This is a genomic window from Cysteiniphilum sp. QT6929 (assembly GCF_030035755.1).
In the GTDB taxonomy this organism is placed as follows: Bacteria; Pseudomonadota; Gammaproteobacteria; order Francisellales; family Francisellaceae; genus Caedibacter; species Caedibacter litoralis.
In genome coordinates, this window is sequence record NZ_CP103983.1 from 25280 (window position 1) to 48867 (window position 23588).

Below are 23588 nucleotides of genomic sequence, written 5' to 3' on the forward strand. Positions count from 1 at the left end.
AAAGCTATTTTATACTATAATTTAGTGCTGTGTCTGCTCACCTGATTGCTGTTGCGCAAGTCGTTGCATATAAAGTGCATCAAAGTTAATAGGTGCTAGATTAATCTGTGGGAAACCGCCACGGTTGATTAGGCTATCGATGGTTTCTTTGGCATATGGGAATAGTGTGGTTGGGCAAAAAGCGCCTAGCATTGGTGCAATTTGATCTTCCGGCATGTTTTGTAACGTGAAAATACCCGCTTGAGAAACTTCGATCAAATAAGCATTTTTATCATTGTTTTTAACAGTAACAGTTAAGCTTAGTTCAACTTCATATACATCATTATCAAGCTTTGAAGATGTTGTATCCACATTAACATTAGCTTCAGGTTGCCATTGTGCTTTGAAAACATCAGGTGTGCTTGGTGCTTCAAATGAAATGTCTTTGGTATAAATTTTTTGAACAACAAAGTTAGGCTGACTATTTTGTGTGTTTTCCATGTTTAATCCTATTATTTTCTGTCAAATTTGAGACGTTATTATGCCCGATCAAAGCTTAAATACCAATAGCTTTACTGGCAAACAAAGCTCAATGGTTTGAATTTAAGGAAAGATTAAGGAAAGAGCATTTTGCCCCAATGAAGTTTTGAACGTAATGAGTGAAAATAGTCATAATCCAGTGGATGCAGGATTGTTACTGATTTTGGGCAGCGACTAAGTTTTATAGTATCCCCTGGCGTGAGTTGTAGCTTCATGTGTCCGTCAAAACTTAAGCTTGGTTCTGGATTGTTATACTCGCCAATAGTGATTTGAATATCACAGTTGGCATTTAGAACAATCGGGCGGCTATTTAGCGAGTGTGAGAACATCGGCACCATAACAATGGCGTCAAGTCCAGGATGCATGATAGGCCCCCCTGCGGAGAGTGCGTGCGCAGTTGAACCGGTAGGGGTTGCCACAATCATACCGTCAGCACGTTGATCAAAAGCGTAGCGACCATCGATATGGACATGCATCTGAAACAAACGACTATGCTGACCTGCGGCAATAACAATATCATTTAATGCCACGGTTTTTTCAGGTGGGCAGATGTCACTTTTGATTGATGCTTGTAGCATAAAGCGTTGTTCTTGTTGGTAATTCCCTTCAAGCACATCAAATAAGCGCGTGCTTAATTCATCGGGGTTAATATCTGTTAGAAAGCCAAGCTTGCCACGGTTAATCCCGACAATGGGGATACTACTTAGCAGAGATAAGCTTCTTGCCGCATTTAAGAAATTGCCATCCCCGCCAACAACGACAGCAACATCACAGTGTTTTGCGATTGCTTTTAAATCATAACCTTCCCCAAAGCGATGATCTAAACTCTCTGCCGTTTCAGCTTCAAGATAAATGCGTGCTGAGTGCTCAATCAATGTATGTGCCAGATATTCAACAGTTTCAGCAACCGCAGGGTTATCGTGTGTGCCAATGATGGCAATTTTTTTAAAAATAAAACCCATGTTGTATAGATTGTCCTTAATTTTTTAAACCACAAAATGATACTCGAGCACTACAAACTAAAGCGCATTGTCATTGTTAACTGGTTGGTTTCTTGTCACTAAAAGATGTCCATCATCATATATCAGTTAAGTATTCTTTACCAAATGCTTTTGTTTAAAATTGCATGGATAAATTAGGTTAAGCGCTAAATAAATGCATGCCAAAACGGTACTGCTGCCTCGAAGGTTTGTTTTGTCACGAAACTCAATTAAAGCCGATGAGTCAAGTCATATCATGAAAATATTCAGGGAAAAAAATACCGCCATTCATAAAAAATAGCGCTAGAATAGCACGAGTATTTTTTGGTTTTTAAGTTATGAGGAGCCCCCATGTCGTTGACAGAAGCAACAGCTACAATAGATTTTCAAGCAGCATCCTTGGATATTTGGGATAGTAAATACCGTTTAAAAACACGTTTAGGTGAACCAGTTGATCAAGATATTGATGCGACATATCAGCGTGTTGCGAAAGCATTATCAGAGGTTGAGACAACCAAAGCGTTACGACAAAAATATTATGAAGAGTTCTTGTGGGCTTTAAGAAATGGTGCCATTCCTGCTGGGAGAATCGTCTCTAATGCTGGCGCACTTGAGCATAAACCTGCCACCTCTACGATCAATTGTACAGTTTCAGGTACAATTCATGATTCAATGGATGATATTTTGCAAAAAGTGCATGAATCAGGATTGACACTTAAAGCCGGGTGCGGGATAGGTTATGAATTCTCGACATTACGTCCAAAGGGTGCGTTTGTCGCAGGCGCTGGCGCGCATACTTCAGGTCCCATGTCATTTATGGATATCTATGACAAAATGTGCTTCACCGTGGCGTCAGCAGGTGGCAGACGTGGTGCGCAAATGGGCACATTTGATGTTGGACATCCTGATGTCTTTGATTTTATCCGTGCCAAACGTGAAGATGGACGTTTGCGCCAATTTAATCTGTCATTACTCATTACTAAAGACTTTATGGATGCCGTTGAACATGATGGGCAGTGGCATTTGGCTTTCCCAATGACCGAAGCTGAACAAAAAGCGCATAAGATTGATTTACAGGATAAATCACAAGTATTATGGCGCGATTGGGCAGTGAAAGAGGGCTATATCAGTGATGATTCAGGACTTGTCGCGTGCAAAATTTATAGCACGATCAAGGCGCGTCGTTTGTGGGATATGATCATGTCATCAACCTATGATTATGCTGAACCGGGATTTATCTTAATCGATAAAGTTAATGAAGATAATAATAATTGGTTTTGTGAGACAATACGCGCAACAAATCCATGCGGTGAGCAACCATTACCACCTTATGGCTCTTGTTTGTTAGGCTCGGTTAATTTAACTAAGTTTATTGAAGCACCATTTACCAAAGAAGCACGTTTTGATTGGGATAAATATCGCAAAGTTGTGCGTATTTTCACGCGTATGCTTGATAATGTCGTTGAAATCAATGGTTTGCCATTAAAAGAGCAACGTCATGAGATCGAATCCAAACGCCGCCATGGCATGGGCTTTTTAGGTTTGGGCTCTGCAATTACCATGCTTAAGATGAAATATGGAAGTAAAGACTCGGTAGCGTTTACCGAAGAAGTTGCCAAACAAATGGCGCTAGAAGGTTGGCGTGAAGGGATTAAACTTGCCAAAGAAAAGGGTAGTGCGCCGGTGCTTGAAAAAGACTATACCGTTACAGAAGAGTTTTTGCGCTTGCGTCCTGAAATGGCAGCAGATGGGATTAAAGTTGGCGATGTAATCAAAGGGCGGATGTTGCATGCTAAATATAGCCGCTATATGCAGCGCATCTCTCAAGAAGACATCTCCATTATTGACGCCATTTGTGAGCAGGGCTGTCGCTTTACCCATCACACATCTATCGCTCCCACTGGCACGATCTCGTTATCACTAGCGAATAATGTTAGTAATGGTATTGAGCCGAGCTTTGCGCATCACTATGCGCGCAATGTCATTCGTGCAGGTAAAAAATCCAAAGAAAAAGTAGATGTATTTTCCTATGAGCTATTGGCATATCGTCAGTTAGTCAATAAAGAAGCCATGCCTTTTACCAAAGATCCAACGCAAAAATTACCGGAGTATTTCATCAGTGCCGATAATGTCAAACCAAAAGAGCATGTTGATATTCAGGCAGCTGCACAAAAATGGGTTGATTCAAGTATTTCAAAAACAGCTAACGTGCCAACGGATTTCCCATTTGCTGATTTTAAAGACATCTATCTTTATGCCTATCATCAAGGCCTAAAGGGTTGTACGACCTTTAGGTTTAATCCTGAAGTTTTCCAAGGTGTTTTGGTTAAAGATGAAGATCTTGAGAAAACCAAATATCGTTTCACGCTTGATGATGGCTCAGTGCTTGAGCTAAAGGGTAATGAAATGATCGAGTATGATGGTGAAGAGCATACAGCAGCAAATCTTTATGATGCTTTAAAAGAAGGGTATTACGGGAAATTTTAAGGTGTAGTCAATGGGAATTGAAATATTGTCTGATTATATTCACTCGCACTACGAGGTTTATGAATATAAGCATGCTTGTGCCATTTTAAAGGAAGACTTTCCTGAAGAATGGTCAGAGCTACTTGGTTTACTAAGTAATTTTAAACTAAAAAAAAGTTGGATTGTAAATCCAGGTGGGCGCAAGTCAAAAGTGTCTGAATACATTGATACATATTTGTACAAGCGTGGTTGGGTTGAAAAACAATTTAACACTCAAGTAGTTATAGATAGTGTGAATTATGATTCTCCAACACATAAGGTTGATTGCTTTAAAAATAGAGTAGCATTAGAGATCGAATGGAATAATAAAGACCCTTTTTACGATAGGGATCTTAATAATTTTAGGCTGTTATTTGATTTAAAAGCCATAAGTGTTGGTGTTATTATTACTCGCTCAGATGAGTTACAAGAACTCTTTAATAAGCTTGGGAGAGGGTCATCTTATGGAGCGTCTACAACGCATATTGGCAAGTTATTACCGAGAATAGATGGGGGTGGGGGTGCGGGCTGCCCCTTGCTTGTCTTTGGAATTAAGAAAACTTTATTTGAAGAGGATATTTGATGGGGGCTAAAGAAGATTTCATTAATGAGCTAGGTGGCAAAAAATTTAAAACAATTTTAGCAGATCCACCATGGCAATTTCAAAATAGAACTGGAAAGGTCGCTCCTGAGCATAAAAGATTAAATCGTTATCCAACACTAACGCTAGATGAGATTAAACAGTTGCCTATAGCTGATGTATCCGACGATGCATCACATTTATATTTATGGGTTCCTAATGCACTCCTAGCTGAAGGTCTTGACGTTATGAAATCTTGGGGCTTTACTTACAAAACAAATTTAATCTGGTATAAAGTTCGTAAAGATGGTGGCCCTGATCGAAGAGGCGTGGGATTCTATTTTAGAAATGTTACAGAGATAATTCTGTTTGGAATAAGAGGCAAGCACGCAAGAACATTGCAACCAGGTCGAAGCCAGGAAAATATTCTGTTATCTAGAAAGCGTGAGCATAGCAGAAAACCAGATGAGCAATATGAATTAATTGAAGCATGTAGCCCAGGTCCTTATTTAGAACTTTTTGCCAGAGGTTCACGAGAGGGTTGGGTGGCATGGGGAAATCAATCAGAAAACTATGTGCCTGATTGGGATACTTACGCTAATCACTCACAAGCATTATCAAAATGAGGTAATTTCAATTTGGTTATGTATAAAGCTATACATGATATAGTGAAAATTTTATAAGGAAGCGTTATGTGGGCAATTATCGGTAGCAGTGGATTTGAAGAGTTTGACGAGTTTGAAGTATTAGAAACCTTGCCGCGCGAGACACCATTTGGGCTATGTTCAAATGGCTTTTATCGTATTAAAGTCGGCGATGCTGAAATGTTGTTTTTGTGTCGCACAGGACAATCTGAAAATATCTTACCAAGTAAAATCAATTATCGCGCGAACATTTATGCCCTTAAAAAATATGGTGCGACCGCTATTTTAGCCTTGTCATCTGTGCGTAGCTTGCAAACGGTATTAAAACCCGGTGATATGGCGATACCTTACCAGTATATTGATCGCACCAAGGGGTTGCGTGAATCTACCTTTTGTGACGATGGCATTTTAGCCTATGTTTCACTAACCCATCCAATCAGTGAAAAGGCGGCTAACATCATCAAAAAACAAAAAGCGCATTTTGATTTTCCAATTCATTTTGGACAAATCTGTGTATGTATTGATGGACCACAATTTCCAACGATGATTGATGCTAAATGTTATCAGGCAATGGGTGGTGGAGTTATTGGTATGACTGCCTTTCCTGAGTTTGCCTTGGCACGCGAGGCGGGGCTTCATTATCTGCCTTGCAATTTTATCGTGGATTATGTGCCATGGTCGGATGATATTGCCAATAATGATTGTATATTACAAACGCGCTTTGACAACCATGCAAAGGCAGTGATGCTAATTCACTGGGTTGGTGAAAACTTAACTGAATTCTCACAAAGTGATTGTAGTGATCAAGGTATTGCAAGCTCAATCAGTGGCATGGGGGACAGAATGACGCCACGCCAGCAAAGCTGGTTTAATGTGTTAGCGAAATCTCATAGTGAAACGATTGTTGCTACATCAACTGCTGAAAGTATTCGTGAAGTAACCCTTTATCACGGGCAAAAAGCAGTGCCAGAAAAACTGCAAAACTTATTAGATTTCGTCAATAAGTATAGAAAGGATGAGGTTTTATCCATTGCAGGTGTGCGCAAATCAGCCGCATCGCTTATGTTATACGCTGGCAGCAAAGTCGATATTGCCTCTGTGCGTGATTTTGCGGTTAAGGTAGATGGGCGTGAGATTAATGTACGCTTATATCATCCAAATCCTAAAGAGCATTTACCTATTGTGATTTATACTCACGGTGGCGGATTTGTGTCTGGAACACTTGATTCATTTGACGCACCATGCAGGCATTTGGCACATACGACAAATCGTGTGGTGTTAGCTATTGACTATCGTTTAGCACCCGAGAATCCATATCCATCAGGCTTTAATGATGTCTACCAGGTAGCTAAATGGGCATATGAGCATGCTGCTGATATTAAGGCTGATCATAATGACTTCACCATGATTGGTGATAGCTCAGGAGGAAACTACACGGCACTTTGTGTTGAGAAATCCATTCAAACAGGTGAGTTTACGGTAAGCAATCAAGTGCTTATTTATCCGACAACTGATTTAACACATAACACCGAGTCAATGCGCGAATTTAGTCAAGGGTATTTATTAGAGTCACGTCAAGTCAATTGGTATAACGCACAGTATCGACCTGAAAATATGGATGGTACTGAGCCAGAGATATCGCCACTGTATATTAAAGATCTTGAAAAAATGCCACGCACAATGGTGTTTACCGCAGGCTTTGACCCATTAAGAGATGAAGGTTTGCTCTTTGCGCAAAGTCTGATGGAGAAAGGAGTTGACACACATCATTATCATTTTGATAACATGATTCACGGCTTTATTAATTTTGGTAAATTAGTGCCGCAGGAATGCGAAGTATTATATCAGCGGATTGAACGCTTTTTAGCTGCTAAATAACGCTATGGCTTTTTTGAGCTTTTTAGATTATCCCAAGATTTTTGCCAGCGATTAATATTCTCTCTTGCAGTGGTGTTGAAGTAATCGCTTGGTGACATTGCAGTATTTGATTTTTTGGTAATGGCTTCCGTGGCATGCTTTTGTCCTAGATATAAATCTAACGTTTTGTTAAAACACATCACTAGCGTATTTTGCATATCGGTGCCATAAGATTTAATAATGTGTGCCAAAAATTCATTACTAAACATCTGTCGAGGACTCCTTTCCTCAAGATCGTTAATAATCTGCATAAGTACACTACGGGTGATATCTTTGCCACTTTTATTCTCAACGACAACGACATTTTCATGCTCAATAATCAGTTTGTGTACACCTTCTGCGGTAATATAACAACTGTCTTGAGTGTCATACAAACGCCGATTAGGGTACTTCTTAATGAGTCTAACTTCGTTTTTATCGTATTGCTTCTCCATGAAAAAATTCCCATCATCTAGAAAACTTACTTGAATCGCAGTGTAACATAAATCATTCATTATCAATATATGAGAAAAGCAAATACACGGTGCAAAAAATAATTTATGCTAAATTTCTTTTATTTACGAAAAATTTTTGCATGAAAGCGCAGAAATATCGTTATTTTAGCGTATTTACATATATACTATAAGCGTTTTTAGTTAAGGGAAAAGTTTTAGGAGAAACGATGGCAAGTTTAGATCAAGAACAACATTCAAGTGGTTTTGAACATGGTCGTATTAAAGTAATCGGTGTTGGTGGCGGCGGCGGCAATGCTGTCAGCTACATGGTCGAGAAAGGCTTACAAGGTGCGCAAATTTATGCGATGAATACTGATAAGCAAGCGCTTGATAAAAATTTAGCACCACATAAAGTGCAAATTGGTGAGTTTATTTCCAAAGGACTAGGTGCCGGGGCCAATCCTGAGGTTGGTCTTAAAGCCGCGCAAGAAAGTATGCATCACATTGAAGAAGCTATTGCTAATTGTGATATGTTATTCATTACTGCAGGCATGGGCGGTGGTACTGGTACAGGAGCTGCTGGCGTTATTGCTGAAGTTGCAAAACGTAAGGGCATTGTGACAGTGGGTGTGGTAACGACACCTTTTTCATTTGAAGGGCGACGTCGCGAGGTTGTTGCTAGACAAGGTATTTCAGCACTTCAAGAGCATGTCAATTCCTTGATCGTTATTCCGAATGATAAATTACGTAAATCATTGGGTGATAGAACAACGCTAATGGAAGCTTTCCATGCTGCCAATGATGTGCTTTTTAATGCGATGTCATCAATGACTGGGATTATTCGTACCCCTGGTCACATTAACGTTGACTTTGCGGATGTGAAGACAGTTATGGCATCTCCTGGTTTGGCAGTAATCGGTACAGGGCACGCCGGTGGTGAAGATCGTATTTTAAAAGCGGTTGATAAAGCGGTTTCTTGTGATTTGTTGGAGGACATTGAACTGAAAGATGCCAAAGGTTTATTGGTCTGTGTTACCTCTAGTAATGATATATCTTTAGGAGAGTTCACCGAGTTGGGTGATCGCGTGGCAGAAATTGCATCTCCTGACGCGCCAGTTATTATCGGTACCTCAATCAAAGAAGATATGGGTGATCATGTCGATATTACGATTATTGCAACTGGTTTTGATGTTGATGTCACGACTGAGCGTTATAACACGATTCGTCAGGTAAAAACACAGACTCAATCTAACCAAAATAGCTTAACCGAAGGGCAAACCTTAGCGCGTAAAGCAAATCCAGAAGATAATTAATAACTTGAGTTACGACTTTTGCTATTTCAACACCCCGCCTCGCAAGCTCGGCACCCCTCTTGCAAAGAGGGGAATTAAAATCACAGTCGCCCAATTCCCCTCTTTGCAAGAGGGGTGGCAGCCGTAGGCTGACGGGGTGTTTATGCAATCATGGTTTTTCTAAAGTGCGTAACCTCAGTTAATAAACTTCTTCAGCAACATGGGCTGTTTTGACAATATTGCGCATAATGCGCTTTTAATTCCCGATGCATTATTTTGTTACTTGCTGTTCTTGGCAGTTTTTCAATTAAAATAACATCGCTTATTTTAAACAATGGATTTAAATACTCTTTAAGCAATGTTTGCATTTGTGTTTTTAATTGGCAGAGATCAATTTGTGCTGTTGGTACAACATAAATAACGAGTTTAGATATTCCTTCAATTTCATCATTAACTGCCACGGCAGCAAGTTCATAAATATGCGCTAAATTTAAAAGCACTTGCTCAATTTCAGCACTTGAGGTTTTAATTCCACCTAAATTCATGGTGTTATCAGCACGTCCTAATGAGCGGTAATAGCCATTGACAGAGCGCTTTAATAAATCACCATGTCGACGTAATGGCATATTATTGTAAGATGGCATGTCACGATAATATATATCATTGTTATCGGCATTTAATAAACGATTTGATAAGCCTAATGCACAAGAGCTTAATGCAGCTTCACCAATGCACACAGTGTTTTGTGGCAAAATGTGATGCTTCTCATCCAAAAGTTTAAGCTCAATACCAAAACATACTTGCGAGAATTGGGAAGGAACATTCGCTTGCAACAGAGTTGAGCTGATATAAGCACCGCCAATCTCAGTGCCGCCACAGTATTCTATAATCGGTTTATAGCCGACATGTAATGATAGATAAAACATGTCTTCAACATTAGAGGATTCACCGGTGCTGGCAAAGAGCTTAATATGCTGCCAATTAACTTTTTCAAGCACGGCATTGGTACGCCATGCGTTAACGATACTTGGAATAACACCTAATTTAGTGACTTGAGTTTTTTCAATAAACTGGGCGAATTCAAGTGAAGTTGGTAAGTCTTCAGTTAATACCATCGTTGCTCGATTTAAAAAAACCGCAAATACAAGCCATGGACCCATCATCCAGCCAAGATTGGTTGGCCATGCCCAGATATCTTCTTTGTTAGTATCCATATAAATCTTAGCATCGGTTGCTGCTTTAAGTGCCGTGCTTTGCTCCCAAATAATGGCTTTTGGAGTGCCTGTTGTGCCTGAAGAGAATAAAATGTTAATGACACCTTGCGCATTATGTAGATAAGGATCAACCATTATATTTGGAGTTAACAGATCATCAAAAGACATATCATTAGCACGTAAGTTAATGCCTTGATTCTTAGTGTTTAAACGGATAATTGATGAAACCTGACAATTTATGATCTTTTGATAGAGCTCAAGTGTTTTATTGCCACGAATGATTACATCTTGTGTTACTACGAGTTCGCAATTGCTAATCTTAAGTCGTTTATTGATTTCACTCTCAGAAAAGCTATCGGCAATTGAAACAACACTTGCACCAAGATAGATAACAGCCAAGTAAGTTGCCACTGCCTCAATATTCATTGGCATAATAATGGCAACGGTATCCTTTGGGCTTAATTGATAATGATGTTTAAACCCTTGAGCGATCGTAAGTACCAAGTCTTTGAGCTCTGCATAATTTATTGTTTGATCGGTATATTTACCATAACGCATCCCTTTATAAATAATCGCAGGCTTCATCGCAAGATCATCTTCAACATCAATACAACAATCAGCAATATTAAAAGAAGCGCCTGGCAACCATGTTGGCGTGTAGGGAAATAATGACATATCAAAGCTTGCTAGTGGTTTTTTGTTAAAAGACAAACCCAAATCAGCAATGGCTTGTCCCCAAAAAGCTTGAGGGGAGTCAATGCTGTATTGATAAAACTGAGAAACATCCGAGAATTTAAGCTCATTAAGCCATTTGCCTAGATAACTATTTTTCATTGTTTCACTATCTGGCAACCAAATGGGTTTAAATTCAGTTTCAGCGTAACAAAGGTGATATAATTTATAATGGATATCAAAAGGAATATCTGACGTTAAATAGTGTCTTGTTAGTTGTTGCCACTTTTCCTGAGATGATAATTTACTTGCAAGTAATTGTTTGATGGCGTTTATATCAGCTGTTAATGGTGTATTGCATAAAAAATCTAAATCCTTATCCATGGCTTTTCCTTTTTTAATTTTTTAAATTGATTTAAAGCACAAAACAAGGATATTGTAGCTAAAATTAAATTGAAGTAAAAAGGTTCATTCCTGCAAAGTATTCGCTTGACCTTAATCCCAAGGTCGGAATAGAGTGTAGAAGAGCGGTATATGTCATTTCAATGCAACTAAAAGGAGATATGAATGTTTGAATACCAAAATATTATTTATGCAATCGATGCCAATGACGATGTGGCAAAAGTATTGGATCATTTGGTTGATTATGCTAAAACCAAAAAAGCAAACTTACATGTTATCAGTGTTCATAAAACGGTTTTTGACTACGGCTATGGCGCAGGTATTTCAGAGAAAACACCTAACCAGTTAATCAAAGATCGCTTGATACAAAAATTTACTGAAGTCACTGCAAATATTGCCAAACATGATCATGTGATCTGTAAAGTGATTGATGCGGACTCTGTGGCAGATGGCATTATTGAATATATTGAAAAACAAAACATCGATCTTCTGATTCTCAATGGACATCACCATGGCGTTTTTGGGCGCATGGGCTCAGTGGCAAGCAAGATTTCTAATAATGCACCGTGTGATGTGGTTATTCTAAAAAATGCTTGATGCATACAAACAATTAAATGATGATCAAGGCATCAGTCATTATCTTGGGTTATTAAATCAAATTGATGACAAAACAATCGTCATCACCGCCAATACGCGCTTAAAAGATCATTTAACGACAATGTATTTAGACTATGTGCGTAATCAGCAGCAGTATGTTGTATTCTATGATGTTTGTATGAGCTTTGATGGGTTAATTGACGCCTTATATACGCATGCACAAATAATTGATAATACGTTACCTAATTTAATTAGCGATGATGAGGCACGCTTTTTATTATTGAGCTTTCTTAAGGACGATGCGGATGTTTTTATGCCCAATGCGCAGCAGGCAAAGCTCGTACTGGGTGCATGGCAATTGTTACAACAATGGAATCTGGATGTTAAAGCGCTTGGGAGTGAAACAGCAAATAAGAATGTTTGTTTGTTTTTGCGCTGGATCGAACGTTATCAAAACACCTTGATTGAACATAATTGGATAGATAAATCACGCCTCATCACAGCGCTTTTGGCAAAGAGAGAGGTATTAGCTAAGACGTTTGCGCATTTAGATTATCAGAAGATTATTTTAGTTGGTTTTGATACCTTGACACCGCAAATGGAGGGGCTTTTTGCGTACTGTATATCTAAGCTTAATATTACGATAGCTAATTGGACTTTAATCAATACAAAAAGCAAGCTGCAGATAACCGAATATCTTGAGGATCAACTGGAGATTCAAAAAGTTGCCAAAGCTGTCTTTGAATTAATCCAAAGCAAACCACTAGCAACAATTGGCGTGATTGTGCCAGATTTACAGACGCAATTTAGTACTTTGATTGATGCCTTTGATCAGTATTTTATTGCAACTGAAGTCAAACAAAATCCACTGTTAGATAACAGTGCGCGTGAATACACCATATCAGGTGGCGAAAGTTTATTGTATCAAGGCATTGTTTATCAGCTGATGCTATGGCTTAAGATGAGCAAAACGCTAGGCTATGATGATATCAAACTGATGATAAGCTCAAGCTATCTTAAAGGGCACACTGATTTCAAAACTCAAAGATATCAAAAGCTGCAATCTCTTAAATCAAAAGTCCCTGAATCCATTGAGTTTGCTAAGTTGGTTAAACTTAAGTTATTTACTGATGATTGTGATCCGATCTTATTGGAAGTAATCACGCAAATGTTACGTTTCCATAATTCACAAAAGCAAGAGGGTAAAATCACAGCCTTTACTTTTATTGAAAAGCTAAAAGAAGCACTTGTAATACTTGGGTATCTTGATCATTGCAGGCTTACCAGTACAGAGCACCAGGCATTGGCACAGTTTTATAAGCTACTGAATAAGCTTATTATATTAACGCGCTTAGAGATTAAGCTTGAGTTTAATCAGTGGTTAATAGAGTTACAAACCTTAGCCAGTAACACGCTTTTTCAAACTGAAACAACGACGAATCCACGCGTACATATCCTAGGGATGCTTGAGGCAACCGAAGTTTACTTTGATCATCTGTTTGTGATACGCATGAATGATAGTAACTGGCCAAGTCTTGCCAATATGAATCCTTATTTGCCTTTGTCATTGCAAAGATCACACTCGATGCCACATTCCAGTGTCGAGCGAGAGCTTCAGTTCGCCAAAACCATTACCAAGCGCTTAACCAAACAGGCGAAACATATTCATTTTAGCTATGCCTTATTAAATGATGAAAAAATACAAATGTGCTCACCTTTACTGATGGGGTTAGCTGCAATTGACTATGATCACACAAAGATTGATTATAAAAAGAATGATGAAGTTCACTTTGATGTATTTGAGGATAGCTCATTGTCAGCCATGACAACTGAAGTTTGTCAAACACTCAAAGGTGGCTCGCAAGTGTTTAAAAACTTTGCTGAATGTCCGTATCGCGCGGCATTGATTCATCGGTTGCGTCTGGATGCCGATAAGGCGCATAAGCCAATATTATCAGCACTTGAGAAGGGTGTGATTATCCATCACGTACTAGAGCAGATTTGGCGCGAGTTAAGAACATCGGATAAGTTAAGCAATATGCCAAAAGATGTATTGATTCAAAAAGTAGCGCAACATGTCCAATCAGCGTTAAATATGCATGTGGCGTTAATCAATATGCTGCCACAACTTATCAAAGAAGTTGAGATCATGCGTCTGCAAGAGGTGATCATACAATGGCTTGACTATGAGAAGTCACGCCAAGAGCCGTTTGAAGTCTTAACCCTTGAGAAAGAGCTCAAATGCACGATTGCAGGGGTGACACTTAAACTACGTTTAGATCGAGTTGATCGACTTAAAGACAATCATACCGTAGTCATTGATTATAAAACGTCTAAAAGTTATCAAATTAGTGATTTGCTAAAGTCGCCGATTACCGAATCTCAATTGCCATTATATGCGATCTATGAAAATGCTGATGCCGTGGCAGTTGCGACGGTAAACGGTGCTAAGATTGGCTTGCAAAGTATCTCAAGCATTGACGATTGGATACAAGAAGGCGAACCAAAAGCTTATCCTGCCAAAAAAATATCTGAAGATGCGCCACAAAATTACATGGTATTAAAGCACTATTGGCAAAGACAACTTGATGAACAAATGTCAGGTTTCGTTGCAGGGGAGTCGATGCTAACACCCTCAGCGGCGAGTTGTCAGTACTGTGAGTTTGCGATTGTTTGTCGTATAAGTTACTTCTAGTCATCATTAGTCATTTTTAGTCATCAAAAAAACACCTGTGATTCTTTATTCCATTTGTATACTAAATGTGCACACATTCTTTTGACTTTAAGAGGAGCATATTATGAATACCAATAAGTTGTTATCACCTATTAAGTTTTTTAAAGTGTCACGTCTATCTCGTTATTTAGGCTTTGGCTCATTATTTTGTTTGTCACCAACATTTGCCGATATCTTACCGCTTGAAAAGGGTAGCTATACCGATAGCTTGCAGAATAGAGTGGATATAATGAGTGGCAAACCATTTACTGCATTAAATGCAGCACCTAAAGTCTCCTCACAATTGAGATCACCTTATCCAACAACCGATTGGTGGTCATCGCTTATTTGGAGTTTTAATAATCAAAACATGTTTTCAGAGGCGATGTTTCCGCATCCATTAAGTGTAAAAACAAATGCCAAAGGTTTAGAGATTGGCTATCCACAAGAGGCGCGTGTTTATTCGCATGAATGGCAGGGCAAAATACTGCAACGCAATTCAGGCTATCAATACCCGCACTTTGCTGATATGACGGTTGGCTTAGATGGTTTTAACGTTGATAAAACGGTTGTTGATGCCTATTCCGATTGGACTGTGACAAGCTTATGGCAACAAGGGCAAGATGAGTTAAGAGCGACTTTTGGTCATGGATTACCTTTTACCTATTTTGAAAAAAAGGGCAACAAAGATGCAGTGATTGAATTTGCTGAGCTTAAACAAAATCATCATTTCTCACCTTTTAATGCACAAGTATTCACATTAGATCATATCAATGGTCAATATCTTGGAAGTGCTACAGAGTTTGCCATATTTATTAATGCCAACGCGCCAGGCTTGGCGGTTAAAGCGCGTATATCCTATGATTTCAATGGTGATGGCGAGTATGACAAAGTCGAGCTTTATAGTAATTTTGCGACGGATGCCGACGAGCAAAGTATTGAGCGATATACACAGAATGATCGCGGTGGCTTAGATCAAGATCGATCGTATGGTCAGTATCAGCACTTTAATAATGGTAAAGTACGTGTTGAGGTTTGGCAAACGGAAGGACAAGGAAGTTTGCTACTGGATCTAACGCAAACAAATGTCAAATTACCTTTTCAACTAGAGACACAAAGCTATTATCTTGATGCATCAAATAATCGCCTAACAGCACATATGCCTGCTGTGAATGTTGCAAATATTGGTAGCAGTAACGAGCCGCGTGCAGTTGGAGATATCGCCAAGGTATGGTATCAGTCAAATAATACTGTTGGCGTTACCATTAACAATCACCATTATGGAATATTTGCACCACATGGTAGCCAATGGCAGCGATTGCAGCATGGCAATAATGACTGGGTTTATGGCTTACGCTCTAATTTATCCGGCAAAGATTACTTCTCAGTGGCAGTTTTGCCAGACAACACACCAGAAACGCTTAGCTTTTATCAAAAACATGCCTTTGCCTTTGTGCGTGATACGCAAGTTAGTTTTGAGTATCAAAAAGAGCAAAGTAGGGTATTGAGCACTTTTAATATGCAAACAGAATTAAAAGAGTCTCACCCTGATTACATCAACACGCCATTGGCTGCACTCTATCGCCATCAATGGCTTAATAGTAGTGATGAGCTAAGCGCATATAGCTATCAAAGCGCGCGCGGTGAAATGCGTGTTGTTGCGAATAATCATTTTAATACGTCAATGCGTTTTCATGGGGTGTTGCCAATATTGCCTAAGTTTGAGGATAACACGCTATTGCGTCAAAAATTTATGGCAGATTTTCAAAAACTACAGGCAAACCCAACACTCTTTAGTGCCAAAGATACTTATTGGCGTGGTAAGGAATATGCCAAAGTTGCCGATCTTATTCAAGTAGCAGATCAATTGGGATTATTGACAGAGCGCGATTACTTATTATCACACTTAAAAAGTGATATTGCCGCATGGTTAACGGTTGATGCCAATAATGATCAAGCATTTTATTACTATGAGCCAATATGGGGTACACTCATTGGCTATCCGGCGTCTTTTGGCAGTAATGATCAGTTAAATGATCACCATTTCCATTATGGCTATTTGGTCAAAGCGGCTGCCGTTGTTGCACTGTACGATAGTGCGTGGGCTCAGAATTATAAAGACATGATTAATTTGGTCATTAAAGATGTGGCAAATATTGAACGCAATGACATGCGCTTCCCGTGGTTAAGACAATATGATCTATATGCTGGACACGCTTGGGCGTCAGGGCATGCGAGCTTTGCCTCAGGTAATAACCAAGAGTCATCGTCAGAGTCGATGCATTTCTCAAGTTCGGTGATTTTATGGGCAGAAGCAACACAGCAGGATAACTTAAGAGACTTGGGTGTGCTGTTATATAGCTTAGAAAATCAAGCGATTAATCAATATTGGTTTGATGTGGATAACGCCGTTTTCCCGAGTGATTTTGGTCACTCTAATAATGCGATTGTCTGGTCTGATGGTGGTGTTTATGGCACGTGGTGGACAGCAAATCCTGAGGAAATCCATGGGATTAATTTCTTACCGATTCATGGTGGTTCGCTATATTTGGGGCAATATCCTCAGTATGTTGCTAAAAACATCGCAGATTTAAATGCCAGCAATGCTTTTTTTGAAACTGCCAATGGCAACAATAATTTACAGTGGAATAACTGGCAGGGGATTTTGTTGCAGTATATGGCACTGCAGGATGCGCAAGGGGCGATGACAGCTTACCAAAACATGCAATACACGCCAGAATATGGTACGACAGATACCTTGATATATCATTGGTTGCATAATCTGACACTACACGGTCAAGTGGTTAAAGATATTTATGCAAATACGCCAAGCTATGCGGTTTTTAATAACAATGGTCAATATGGTTATGTTGCCTTTAATGCCGACAATGTGGCGAAAGAAGTGCGCTTTAGTGATGGTGTGAGTTTTATTGTGAACCCTCGAAGTTTCGCACTTTTAGATAATGGCATTGTCAAACATATCCCCTTATCGGCTCAAGAGAATACAACTGAAGATCCGCATGATAATACAAGCACAAATAATAATACAAATGATCAAACAAACAATGCCTCTGAGGATACAGCAGATAATAATTCATCTACAAATAACTCAAATAATAGTAATGACAGTAATAGTAGTGACCAGAATAATCAAAGTGGTGACAATAATAATGAGCAATCATCAACCACAGAGAATAACTCACAAGATACAACCACAAATAATGATGTCGTTTTCGCAATAACTGATCCTGAAGGGCGCTTTGATGGTGTATTACGTGTTAATGATAATGTGGTTACCGTTCAGATAAATAGCGAAGTGACGCGTAACTATATTATTCTGCACTTTATCGATCATAATGGCGTGCAGCAAAATGTTCAACTGATACTAAATGGTGTGATCAATGGTAAGTCGCAGTGGACTTATAGCACACAATACTTTGATTTGAGTAAACCGTTTAAATTTACCTTGCAGGATTTAAAATTTGGGCAGTTTGAAAGTATAGCGTATTTAGCAGCTGACTTAGCCGTAAATACCGACAATACAGCGGCAAATAATAGTAATAGCACAAGTGATGCAAATACTTCAACTGATCCAAATAATACAAACGAAGAAGCTCCGGTTAATTCAAATAGTATCTTGCTCAGTGATTCAGAGGGGCGTTTTAGTGCCAAGATGACACGCAATAATGATGAGCTACAATTGACGTTTGATGCAAAACAGCAGCGTCATTATGTGATTTTCCACTATATGGATCAGCAGGGTCTTAAACAAAATGTGCATCTATTACCTACAGATGGTTATCAATGGACTTGGCAGGGCAATAATATTGACTTGATGAAACCAGTGCAGTTTACCGTACACGATATGCATGTTGGGCAGTTTAACTCATCGGAATATTTATTAGCGGCATTGCAAGTGGGCTCAGTAACTGAGACAACAGAATCTGCGAGTGACTCCTCTAACAATAGCAATCATAACGACGATCAACGTATTGAAGTGAATGAAGAACGCTTTAGCTTATTGGCAGTTATCAACCAGTCGAATGGAGTGTTTAATATCACGTTCAATGCCAAACAAGAGCGTGCTTATGTGATTATTCATTACGTAGATAAACAAGGCATTCCGCAGAATAGACACCTTATTCGACAAGAAAATAATCAGTGGCAATTAGATGCTGATAGTTTTGATCAACATAAAGGTTTCTCTTTAACGATTGACGACCCTCGTGGGCAATTTTCAACAGAGAGGTATTTTTTCTAAGCATATTGCCCAACTCGCCAACGACGAGAGAGGAAATTATCGATATTGAGCTTCTTTTTAAGGAAATTTTGATTTTGTGCCAACATCGGTGTCGGCTCGGGGTGGTGAAAATGAAAATTATACTTGCGCGCGATACGACGCAAGTTACTGACACTACAATCGAGTAATTTTGCAATATCATGGGTTTCCATTTTGCGGTGCATGCACTGTTGAAAAAACTCTAAAATTGAGCAGTGGTAAAGGTTAGTAATTTTTTCTTCAACGGTGATTTTCTTCATTAACTTTCTCCCTATGTATTTGTCCTTATATTTGTTTTGTCATTGAGACTTAACAAAATATTATCATTCACATCTCCTAATTAAGCATCCTGCTTTGGCAAATAAGCTCAAATTTCAATATGGTGCTTATTAGTTGCGACTTACTTTATATAAAGCCTTAGCGATTGGCTAGCATAAAATGTAAAAAAATTGCAAATTTAGCAATTTAGTGCTTAACTCGCCAAGGTTACATGTTGATACAAACTATAACAAAGGAGATAGTTTATGGATAATGATAGAAAACTACCAAAATCTCAGGCTGAAAAAGTTAAGTCATTGGATTTAAAAGGTCGCATTACACCTGTTGTATTGAGTTTATTTCTCGTGCTTGGGATTGCTGCTATGCAAAAAGCAAATGCAGCAGCGACATCAACAGCAACGGACAGTAAAGCATTAACAACACTCACAAAAAGCACCAACAGTGTTACGGTAGCCGAGGTTGAAAAAGCACAATCACAATGGGCAGCAGGAATTGTGGCAATAGGCGATGCTTATACAAATAAAGGAAATTATAAAAAAGTTGCTAAAGATCTTATTAATACACTCTATGCGTATAATTATGAAAAAGGTGTGGTGATGTTTAAACCAACTAAAGCCAAGGATATTCCATTTAGACCAACGAAGGAATCAGCACTTTCTTACTTTGTCGGTGGCAATAAAAAATTCAAAGAAGATAAGGGTTTTGCTCTTCAACCATGGACTAAAGTGGTTTTCCATAATGATGAGATGTATTTCCATGGTGATATGGCAATTGCAATGGGTACGTATGACTTTACCGACACTAAAGGCAAAGTAACCACCGTTGAATATACCTTTGCTTATGTCAAAATGCCAAATGGGCAGTTAAAGATTGTCTTACATCATTCTTCCGCACCATTTTCAGATTGATTTATCCTACAATAACTCTCAAATTGCCTATATTCACTTACATGTCAGCGTGGTGCGGTATATAATGCCGCCATTGTTTCAGATCGATTTATTTCACCTTTATGCAAGCAAATACAGCTTCAGAACGTAAGTCAGCACGGATCTGGTTAAAGTCGCGTGCTCATCCTGCTAAAAAATGTGTACAACTCACCATACTAGTGAGTTTTTTAAGTGGCTTGTTACTCATAGGACAACTTTATCTGTTGGCACATATTTGTTATGCCGCTTATATCGAAAAACTCTCAAACATTGAACTTATTAGCTACTTTGTGGCGATTATTGCTATTGTGTTCATGCGAGCAGGTCTGTCGTGGCTTAAGGAAGTTGTGAGCTTTAAGGCTGCGGCTAAAGTAAAAGAGCAATTAAGAGACGATGTTATTGCGCATATTAATCAATTAGGTCCTGTGAAATCAGGCGAGCTAAGTAGTGGTGATTTGATCAGTGCGGCAACGGAACAAGTGGAAGGCTTAAATAATTTCCTAATGTATTTCTTGCCACAAATGACCTTAGCCGGACTTATGCCACTGGCGATTTTAATCTTTGTTTTTCCACAAAGTATTGTTTGTGGCATTATTTTACTGGTATGCGCACCTTTAATTCCACTTTTTATGATGCTGGTTGGTTGGGGCGCTGAAAGTGAAAACCAAAAGCATTTTCAAACCTTGGCACGAATGAGTAGTGTCTTTTTAGACACACTGCATGGCTTAGCTACTTTACGACTGTTTAATCGTGCTGAAAGCCATGCGCAAAAAATCTTTGAATACTCTGATGATTATCGTGTTAAAACTATGAAAGTATTGCGTATTGCGTTTTTATCATCCGCGGTACTTGAAGTATTTTCAGCAGCCTCTATTGCACTGGTTGCGATTTATCTAGGCATGGGCTTTATCAATAGCGCTAATGTTGATACTGTTTGGTGGTCTTTTGAAAATATGACCTTGCAAGGTGGATTGTTTATTTTGCTATTGGCACCTGAGTTTTTCTTGCCTCTTCGTGAGTTAAGCACGCATTATCATGCAAAAACCGAAGCGATGGGGGCAGCCTTGGAGTTACAAAAAATATTTGCTTTATCAAAGCATGAGGATGCAAAAGGCGAGAATAGTGAGCAAGGTAAAAAAGGTGAAAAAGGTGATCAAGTCAGCTTGATACAAGACTTACCAATGATTGATTTAATTCAATTTAATCATTTAAGTTTTTGTTATGCCAATAAATCTAAAAATGCACTGACTAATATTTACTTTGAGGTCAAGCATAAACAGAAGATTGCGATTGTTGGCGCCAGTGGTGCTGGTAAAACGACTATTTTAAATTTGCTTATGCAATTTATGTATGCAAAAGATGAAGAGATTACGATTAATCATGATTTGCCACTTAATCGCATTGATGAAAAGCTTTGGCTTAGTAGAATCAGTTGGCTTGGACAAAATGCAGGTCTCTTTAAAGGCAGTATTCGCTATAATTTACAATTAGCAAATGCTACTGCTTCAGATGACGAGCTATGGCATGTATTAAAACTTGCGCAATTAGATCAAGAAGTGAACGCGTTTCCCGATAAATTAGCAACTGAAATCGGTGAGCAAAGTATAGGCTTATCCGGAGGGCAGGCACAGCGTTTGGCATTAGCGCGCGCCTATCTTAAGCCTTGTGAGTTACTCTTGTTAGATGAGCCTACGGCAAGCTTGGATAAAGAAAGTGAGAACTTGATTATGCAAAGCTTATTAAACAATTGGCAAAATAAAACGGTGATTATGCTTACGCATCGCTTACAGTTCTTGAGTGAGATGGATCACATTATCGTGATGGATGAAGGTGAAATTGTACAACAAGGGTGCTTGGAGGAATTGTTGCAAGATCAATCAAGTTACTTTTATGCACTATACCGTCACCAAGTCTTAGAAGGAGAAGTTGCATGCGCGCATTAATTCCTTTTTTAAGCATTTTTAAGCATCAAGCAAAATGGATGTTTATTGGCACCTTTCTGGCATTTTTAGCAATTTTAGCCAGCATTGGTTTATTGTCTTTATCCGGTTGGTTTATCTCATCAACTGGGTTTGTGGCTATTTCAAGTTATGCGATTGCTAGTCAATTCAATTATTTTTACCCATCAGCTGGCGTACGTGCTTTTTCATTGATGCGTATTTTAACGCGCTATGGTGAGCGTGTTGTCACACATGAGGCAACGTTTAAGTTATTAACTGATATTCGAGTATGGGTGTATAACAAGCTTGTGCCCTTGGCGCCAACTCATTTAGCACAATATAAAAGTGGTGATTTACTCAATCGCTTAGTCACTGATGTTAATAGTTTGGATAATCTATATATTCGGATTATTTCACCAAGTTGTGTGCTGTTTTTGTCGATTTTGCTGATTGGGGTATTTTTTAGCTTTTTAAGTATTCCTTTAGCGTTAATGACCATGGGCTTTGCTTTTGTTGCAGGGTTTTGTATTCCTGTTGTTGGGGGCAAATTATCTGCCCATACCGCAAAAACGCTAGCGGAAGAGTCTGCAGATTTAAAAACATCAATTACTGAGCATGTGCAATATTTAGCAGAGCTTAAGGTCTTTGCTGCAGAAGATAAGCATGCAGAGATAATTAATATGCAAAATAAAGCGCTTATTACAACGCAACAAAAAATGAGTCATTATACTGGGCTTAATGCAGCCCTTATGACCCTGTTTTTGGGTGCGACACTATGGTGTGGTGTGTGGCTAATGGTCGGGCTTGTCCATCAAGGTGTAATAAGTGGTGCTTTTATTGCTTTGGTTGCGCTAGGCATTATGGGCTTGTTTGAGGCGATTATGCCTTTGCCTGTGGCTTATCAGTATTTAGGACGTACAGTATCTTCGGCTAAAAGATTATTAAATATTATTGAGCAAAAACCAGCAAAATTATTTGTTGATGATGACAACAGTGAGCAACTAAATACATCAAAAAAACCAAAACACAATAACATTTCTTTTGAGGATATTTCGTTTAGCTACCCTGGGCGTAATAATCTGATCTATGAGCATTTTAATCTTGAGATTGTAGCCAATGAAAAGCTTGCTATTGTCGGTGCTACTGGTTGTGGTAAGTCAACGATTGTTTCGTTGTTAGCACGGTTTTATGCGCCATCAGCAGGCAAAATATCAATAGGTAATATTGATATTGCACAATTTACCGAATCACAACTGCGTCAGCAAATAACGATTATCAGTCAGCATGCGCATATTTTTAATGGCAGTATTCGTGATAACCTGTTAATAGCGAATCCTAAAGCGACTGATGAGATGTTATGGCATGCTTTACATGTTGTCGATTTAAAAAACTTTGCATTAGAGTTGCCACGTCAGTTAGATAGCTGGACAGGGGAGCATGGAAGGCATCTTTCAAAAGGGCAGCAAAAGCGTTTGTCATTAGCGCGTGCGGTATTGTCGCAAACACCTATTTTGATTTTGGATGAACCAACAGAAGGTTTAGATAAGGTCATTGAAAAAAAGGTGATTGATAATTTACAGGCGGTATTTAAAGATAAAACGGTGATCATTATTACGCATAACGACACATTGCTAAGCAGCGTTGATAGGGTATTGCGCATAACACAATAAAAAATGAAGTATTGCATTGCAATAT

16 protein-coding genes are annotated in these 23588 nt (G+C 38.9%); 11 read left to right on the top strand and 5 right to left on the bottom strand.

Translation table 11 applies throughout. From position 1 onward, the window contains the following. Positions 1 to 21: 21 nt before the first annotated feature. Positions 22 to 480, bottom strand: a complete 459-nt coding sequence (gene secB, locus NYP54_RS00145) for a protein-export chaperone SecB (protein ID WP_117002667.1) — start codon at positions 478 to 480, stop codon at positions 22 to 24. A gap of 113 nt (positions 481 to 593) precedes the next feature. Then, a complete protein-coding gene (locus NYP54_RS00150; protein ID WP_117002664.1) occupies positions 594 to 1481 on the bottom strand; it encodes an NAD(+) kinase in 888 nt (295 codons plus the stop codon). A gap of 369 nt (positions 1482 to 1850) precedes the next feature. Here NYP54_RS00150 and NYP54_RS00155 point away from each other — a divergent pair, with 369 nt between their 5' ends. The 4 genes from NYP54_RS00155 to NYP54_RS00170 all read left to right on the top strand — a co-directional run bounded on the left by NYP54_RS00155 (position 1851) and on the right by NYP54_RS00170 (position 7106). After that, positions 1851 to 3986 carry an adenosylcobalamin-dependent ribonucleoside-diphosphate reductase gene (locus NYP54_RS00155; protein ID WP_283156630.1) on the top strand — a complete coding sequence of 712 codons (2136 nt, stop codon included), beginning with the start codon at positions 1851 to 1853 and terminating at the stop codon, positions 3984 to 3986. Positions 3987 to 3996: 10 nt separating this feature from the next. Beyond that, on the top strand, positions 3997 to 4587 hold the full coding sequence (locus tag NYP54_RS00160; RefSeq protein ID WP_283156631.1) for a BglII/BstYI family type II restriction endonuclease: 591 nt from the start codon (positions 3997 to 3999) through the stop codon (positions 4585 to 4587). Beyond that, positions 4587 to 5210 (top strand): MT-A70 family methyltransferase, encoded by a 624-nt coding sequence (locus NYP54_RS00165; RefSeq protein WP_283156632.1) that lies wholly within the window; start codon positions 4587 to 4589, stop codon positions 5208 to 5210. The genes NYP54_RS00160 and NYP54_RS00165 overlap by 1 nt, the downstream gene beginning before the upstream one ends. Positions 5211 to 5276: 66 nt before the next feature. After that, complete coding sequence (locus NYP54_RS00170; protein ID WP_283156633.1) at positions 5277 to 7106, top strand: alpha/beta hydrolase fold domain-containing protein; 1830 nt, start codon at positions 5277 to 5279, stop codon at positions 7104 to 7106. 2 nt (positions 7107 to 7108) lie between these two features. Here NYP54_RS00170 and NYP54_RS00175 read toward each other — a convergent pair whose 3' ends face one another. After that, positions 7109 to 7579: a polyhydroxyalkanoate synthesis regulator DNA-binding domain-containing protein gene (locus tag NYP54_RS00175; protein ID WP_283156634.1), complete on the bottom strand. Its 471-nt coding sequence runs from the start codon at positions 7577 to 7579 to the stop codon at positions 7109 to 7111. Between the two features lie 227 nt (positions 7580 to 7806). Here NYP54_RS00175 and ftsZ point away from each other — a divergent pair, with 227 nt between their 5' ends. After that, positions 7807 to 8892 (top strand): cell division protein FtsZ, encoded by a 1086-nt coding sequence (ftsZ, locus tag NYP54_RS00180; protein ID WP_283156635.1) that lies wholly within the window; start codon positions 7807 to 7809, stop codon positions 8890 to 8892. A gap of 191 nt (positions 8893 to 9083) precedes the next feature. On the opposite strand, the gene NYP54_RS00185 is transcribed toward ftsZ, so the two are convergent. After that, entirely contained in the window at positions 9084 to 11141 is a 2058-nt protein-coding gene (locus tag NYP54_RS00185) for an AMP-binding protein (protein WP_283156636.1), read from the bottom strand. A gap of 183 nt (positions 11142 to 11324) precedes the next feature. Here NYP54_RS00185 and NYP54_RS00190 point away from each other — a divergent pair, with 183 nt between their 5' ends. The 3 genes from NYP54_RS00190 to NYP54_RS00200 all read left to right on the top strand — a co-directional run bounded on the left by NYP54_RS00190 (position 11325) and on the right by NYP54_RS00200 (position 18730). Then, the gene (locus NYP54_RS00190) at positions 11325 to 11756 is read left to right on the top strand and encodes a universal stress protein (RefSeq protein ID WP_283156637.1); all 432 of its coding nucleotides are present in this window, start codon (positions 11325 to 11327) and stop codon (positions 11754 to 11756) included. Next, entirely contained in the window at positions 11749 to 14451 is a 2703-nt protein-coding gene (locus NYP54_RS00195; RefSeq protein WP_283156638.1) for a PD-(D/E)XK nuclease family protein, read from the top strand. The genes NYP54_RS00190 and NYP54_RS00195 overlap by 8 nt, the downstream gene beginning before the upstream one ends. 103 nt (positions 14452 to 14554) lie before the next feature. Then, a complete protein-coding gene (locus NYP54_RS00200; RefSeq protein WP_283156639.1) occupies positions 14555 to 18730 on the top strand; it encodes a glycosyl hydrolase in 4176 nt (1391 codons plus the stop codon). On the opposite strand, the gene NYP54_RS00205 is transcribed toward NYP54_RS00200, so the two are convergent. Next, complete coding sequence (locus NYP54_RS00205; RefSeq protein WP_117002643.1) at positions 18727 to 19008, bottom strand: hypothetical protein; 282 nt, start codon at positions 19006 to 19008, stop codon at positions 18727 to 18729. The genes NYP54_RS00200 and NYP54_RS00205 overlap by 4 nt on opposite strands. Before the next feature lie 264 nt (positions 19009 to 19272). Here NYP54_RS00205 and NYP54_RS00210 point away from each other — a divergent pair, with 264 nt between their 5' ends. The 3 genes from NYP54_RS00210 to cydC all read left to right on the top strand — a co-directional run bounded on the left by NYP54_RS00210 (position 19273) and on the right by cydC (position 23563). Continuing rightward, positions 19273 to 19935 carry a phosphoribosyl-AMP cyclohydrolase gene (locus NYP54_RS00210; RefSeq protein ID WP_206609098.1) on the top strand — a complete coding sequence of 221 codons (663 nt, stop codon included), beginning with the start codon at positions 19273 to 19275 and terminating at the stop codon, positions 19933 to 19935. 101 nt (positions 19936 to 20036) lie between these two features. Further along, a complete protein-coding gene (cydD, locus tag NYP54_RS00215) occupies positions 20037 to 21896 on the top strand; it encodes a thiol reductant ABC exporter subunit CydD (protein ID WP_283156640.1) in 1860 nt (619 codons plus the stop codon). After that, a complete protein-coding gene (gene cydC / locus NYP54_RS00220) occupies positions 21884 to 23563 on the top strand; it encodes a cysteine/glutathione ABC transporter ATP-binding protein/permease CydC (protein ID WP_283156641.1) in 1680 nt (559 codons plus the stop codon). Before cydD ends, cydC begins: the two co-directional genes overlap by 13 nt. Positions 23564 to 23588: the final 25 nt, after the last annotated feature.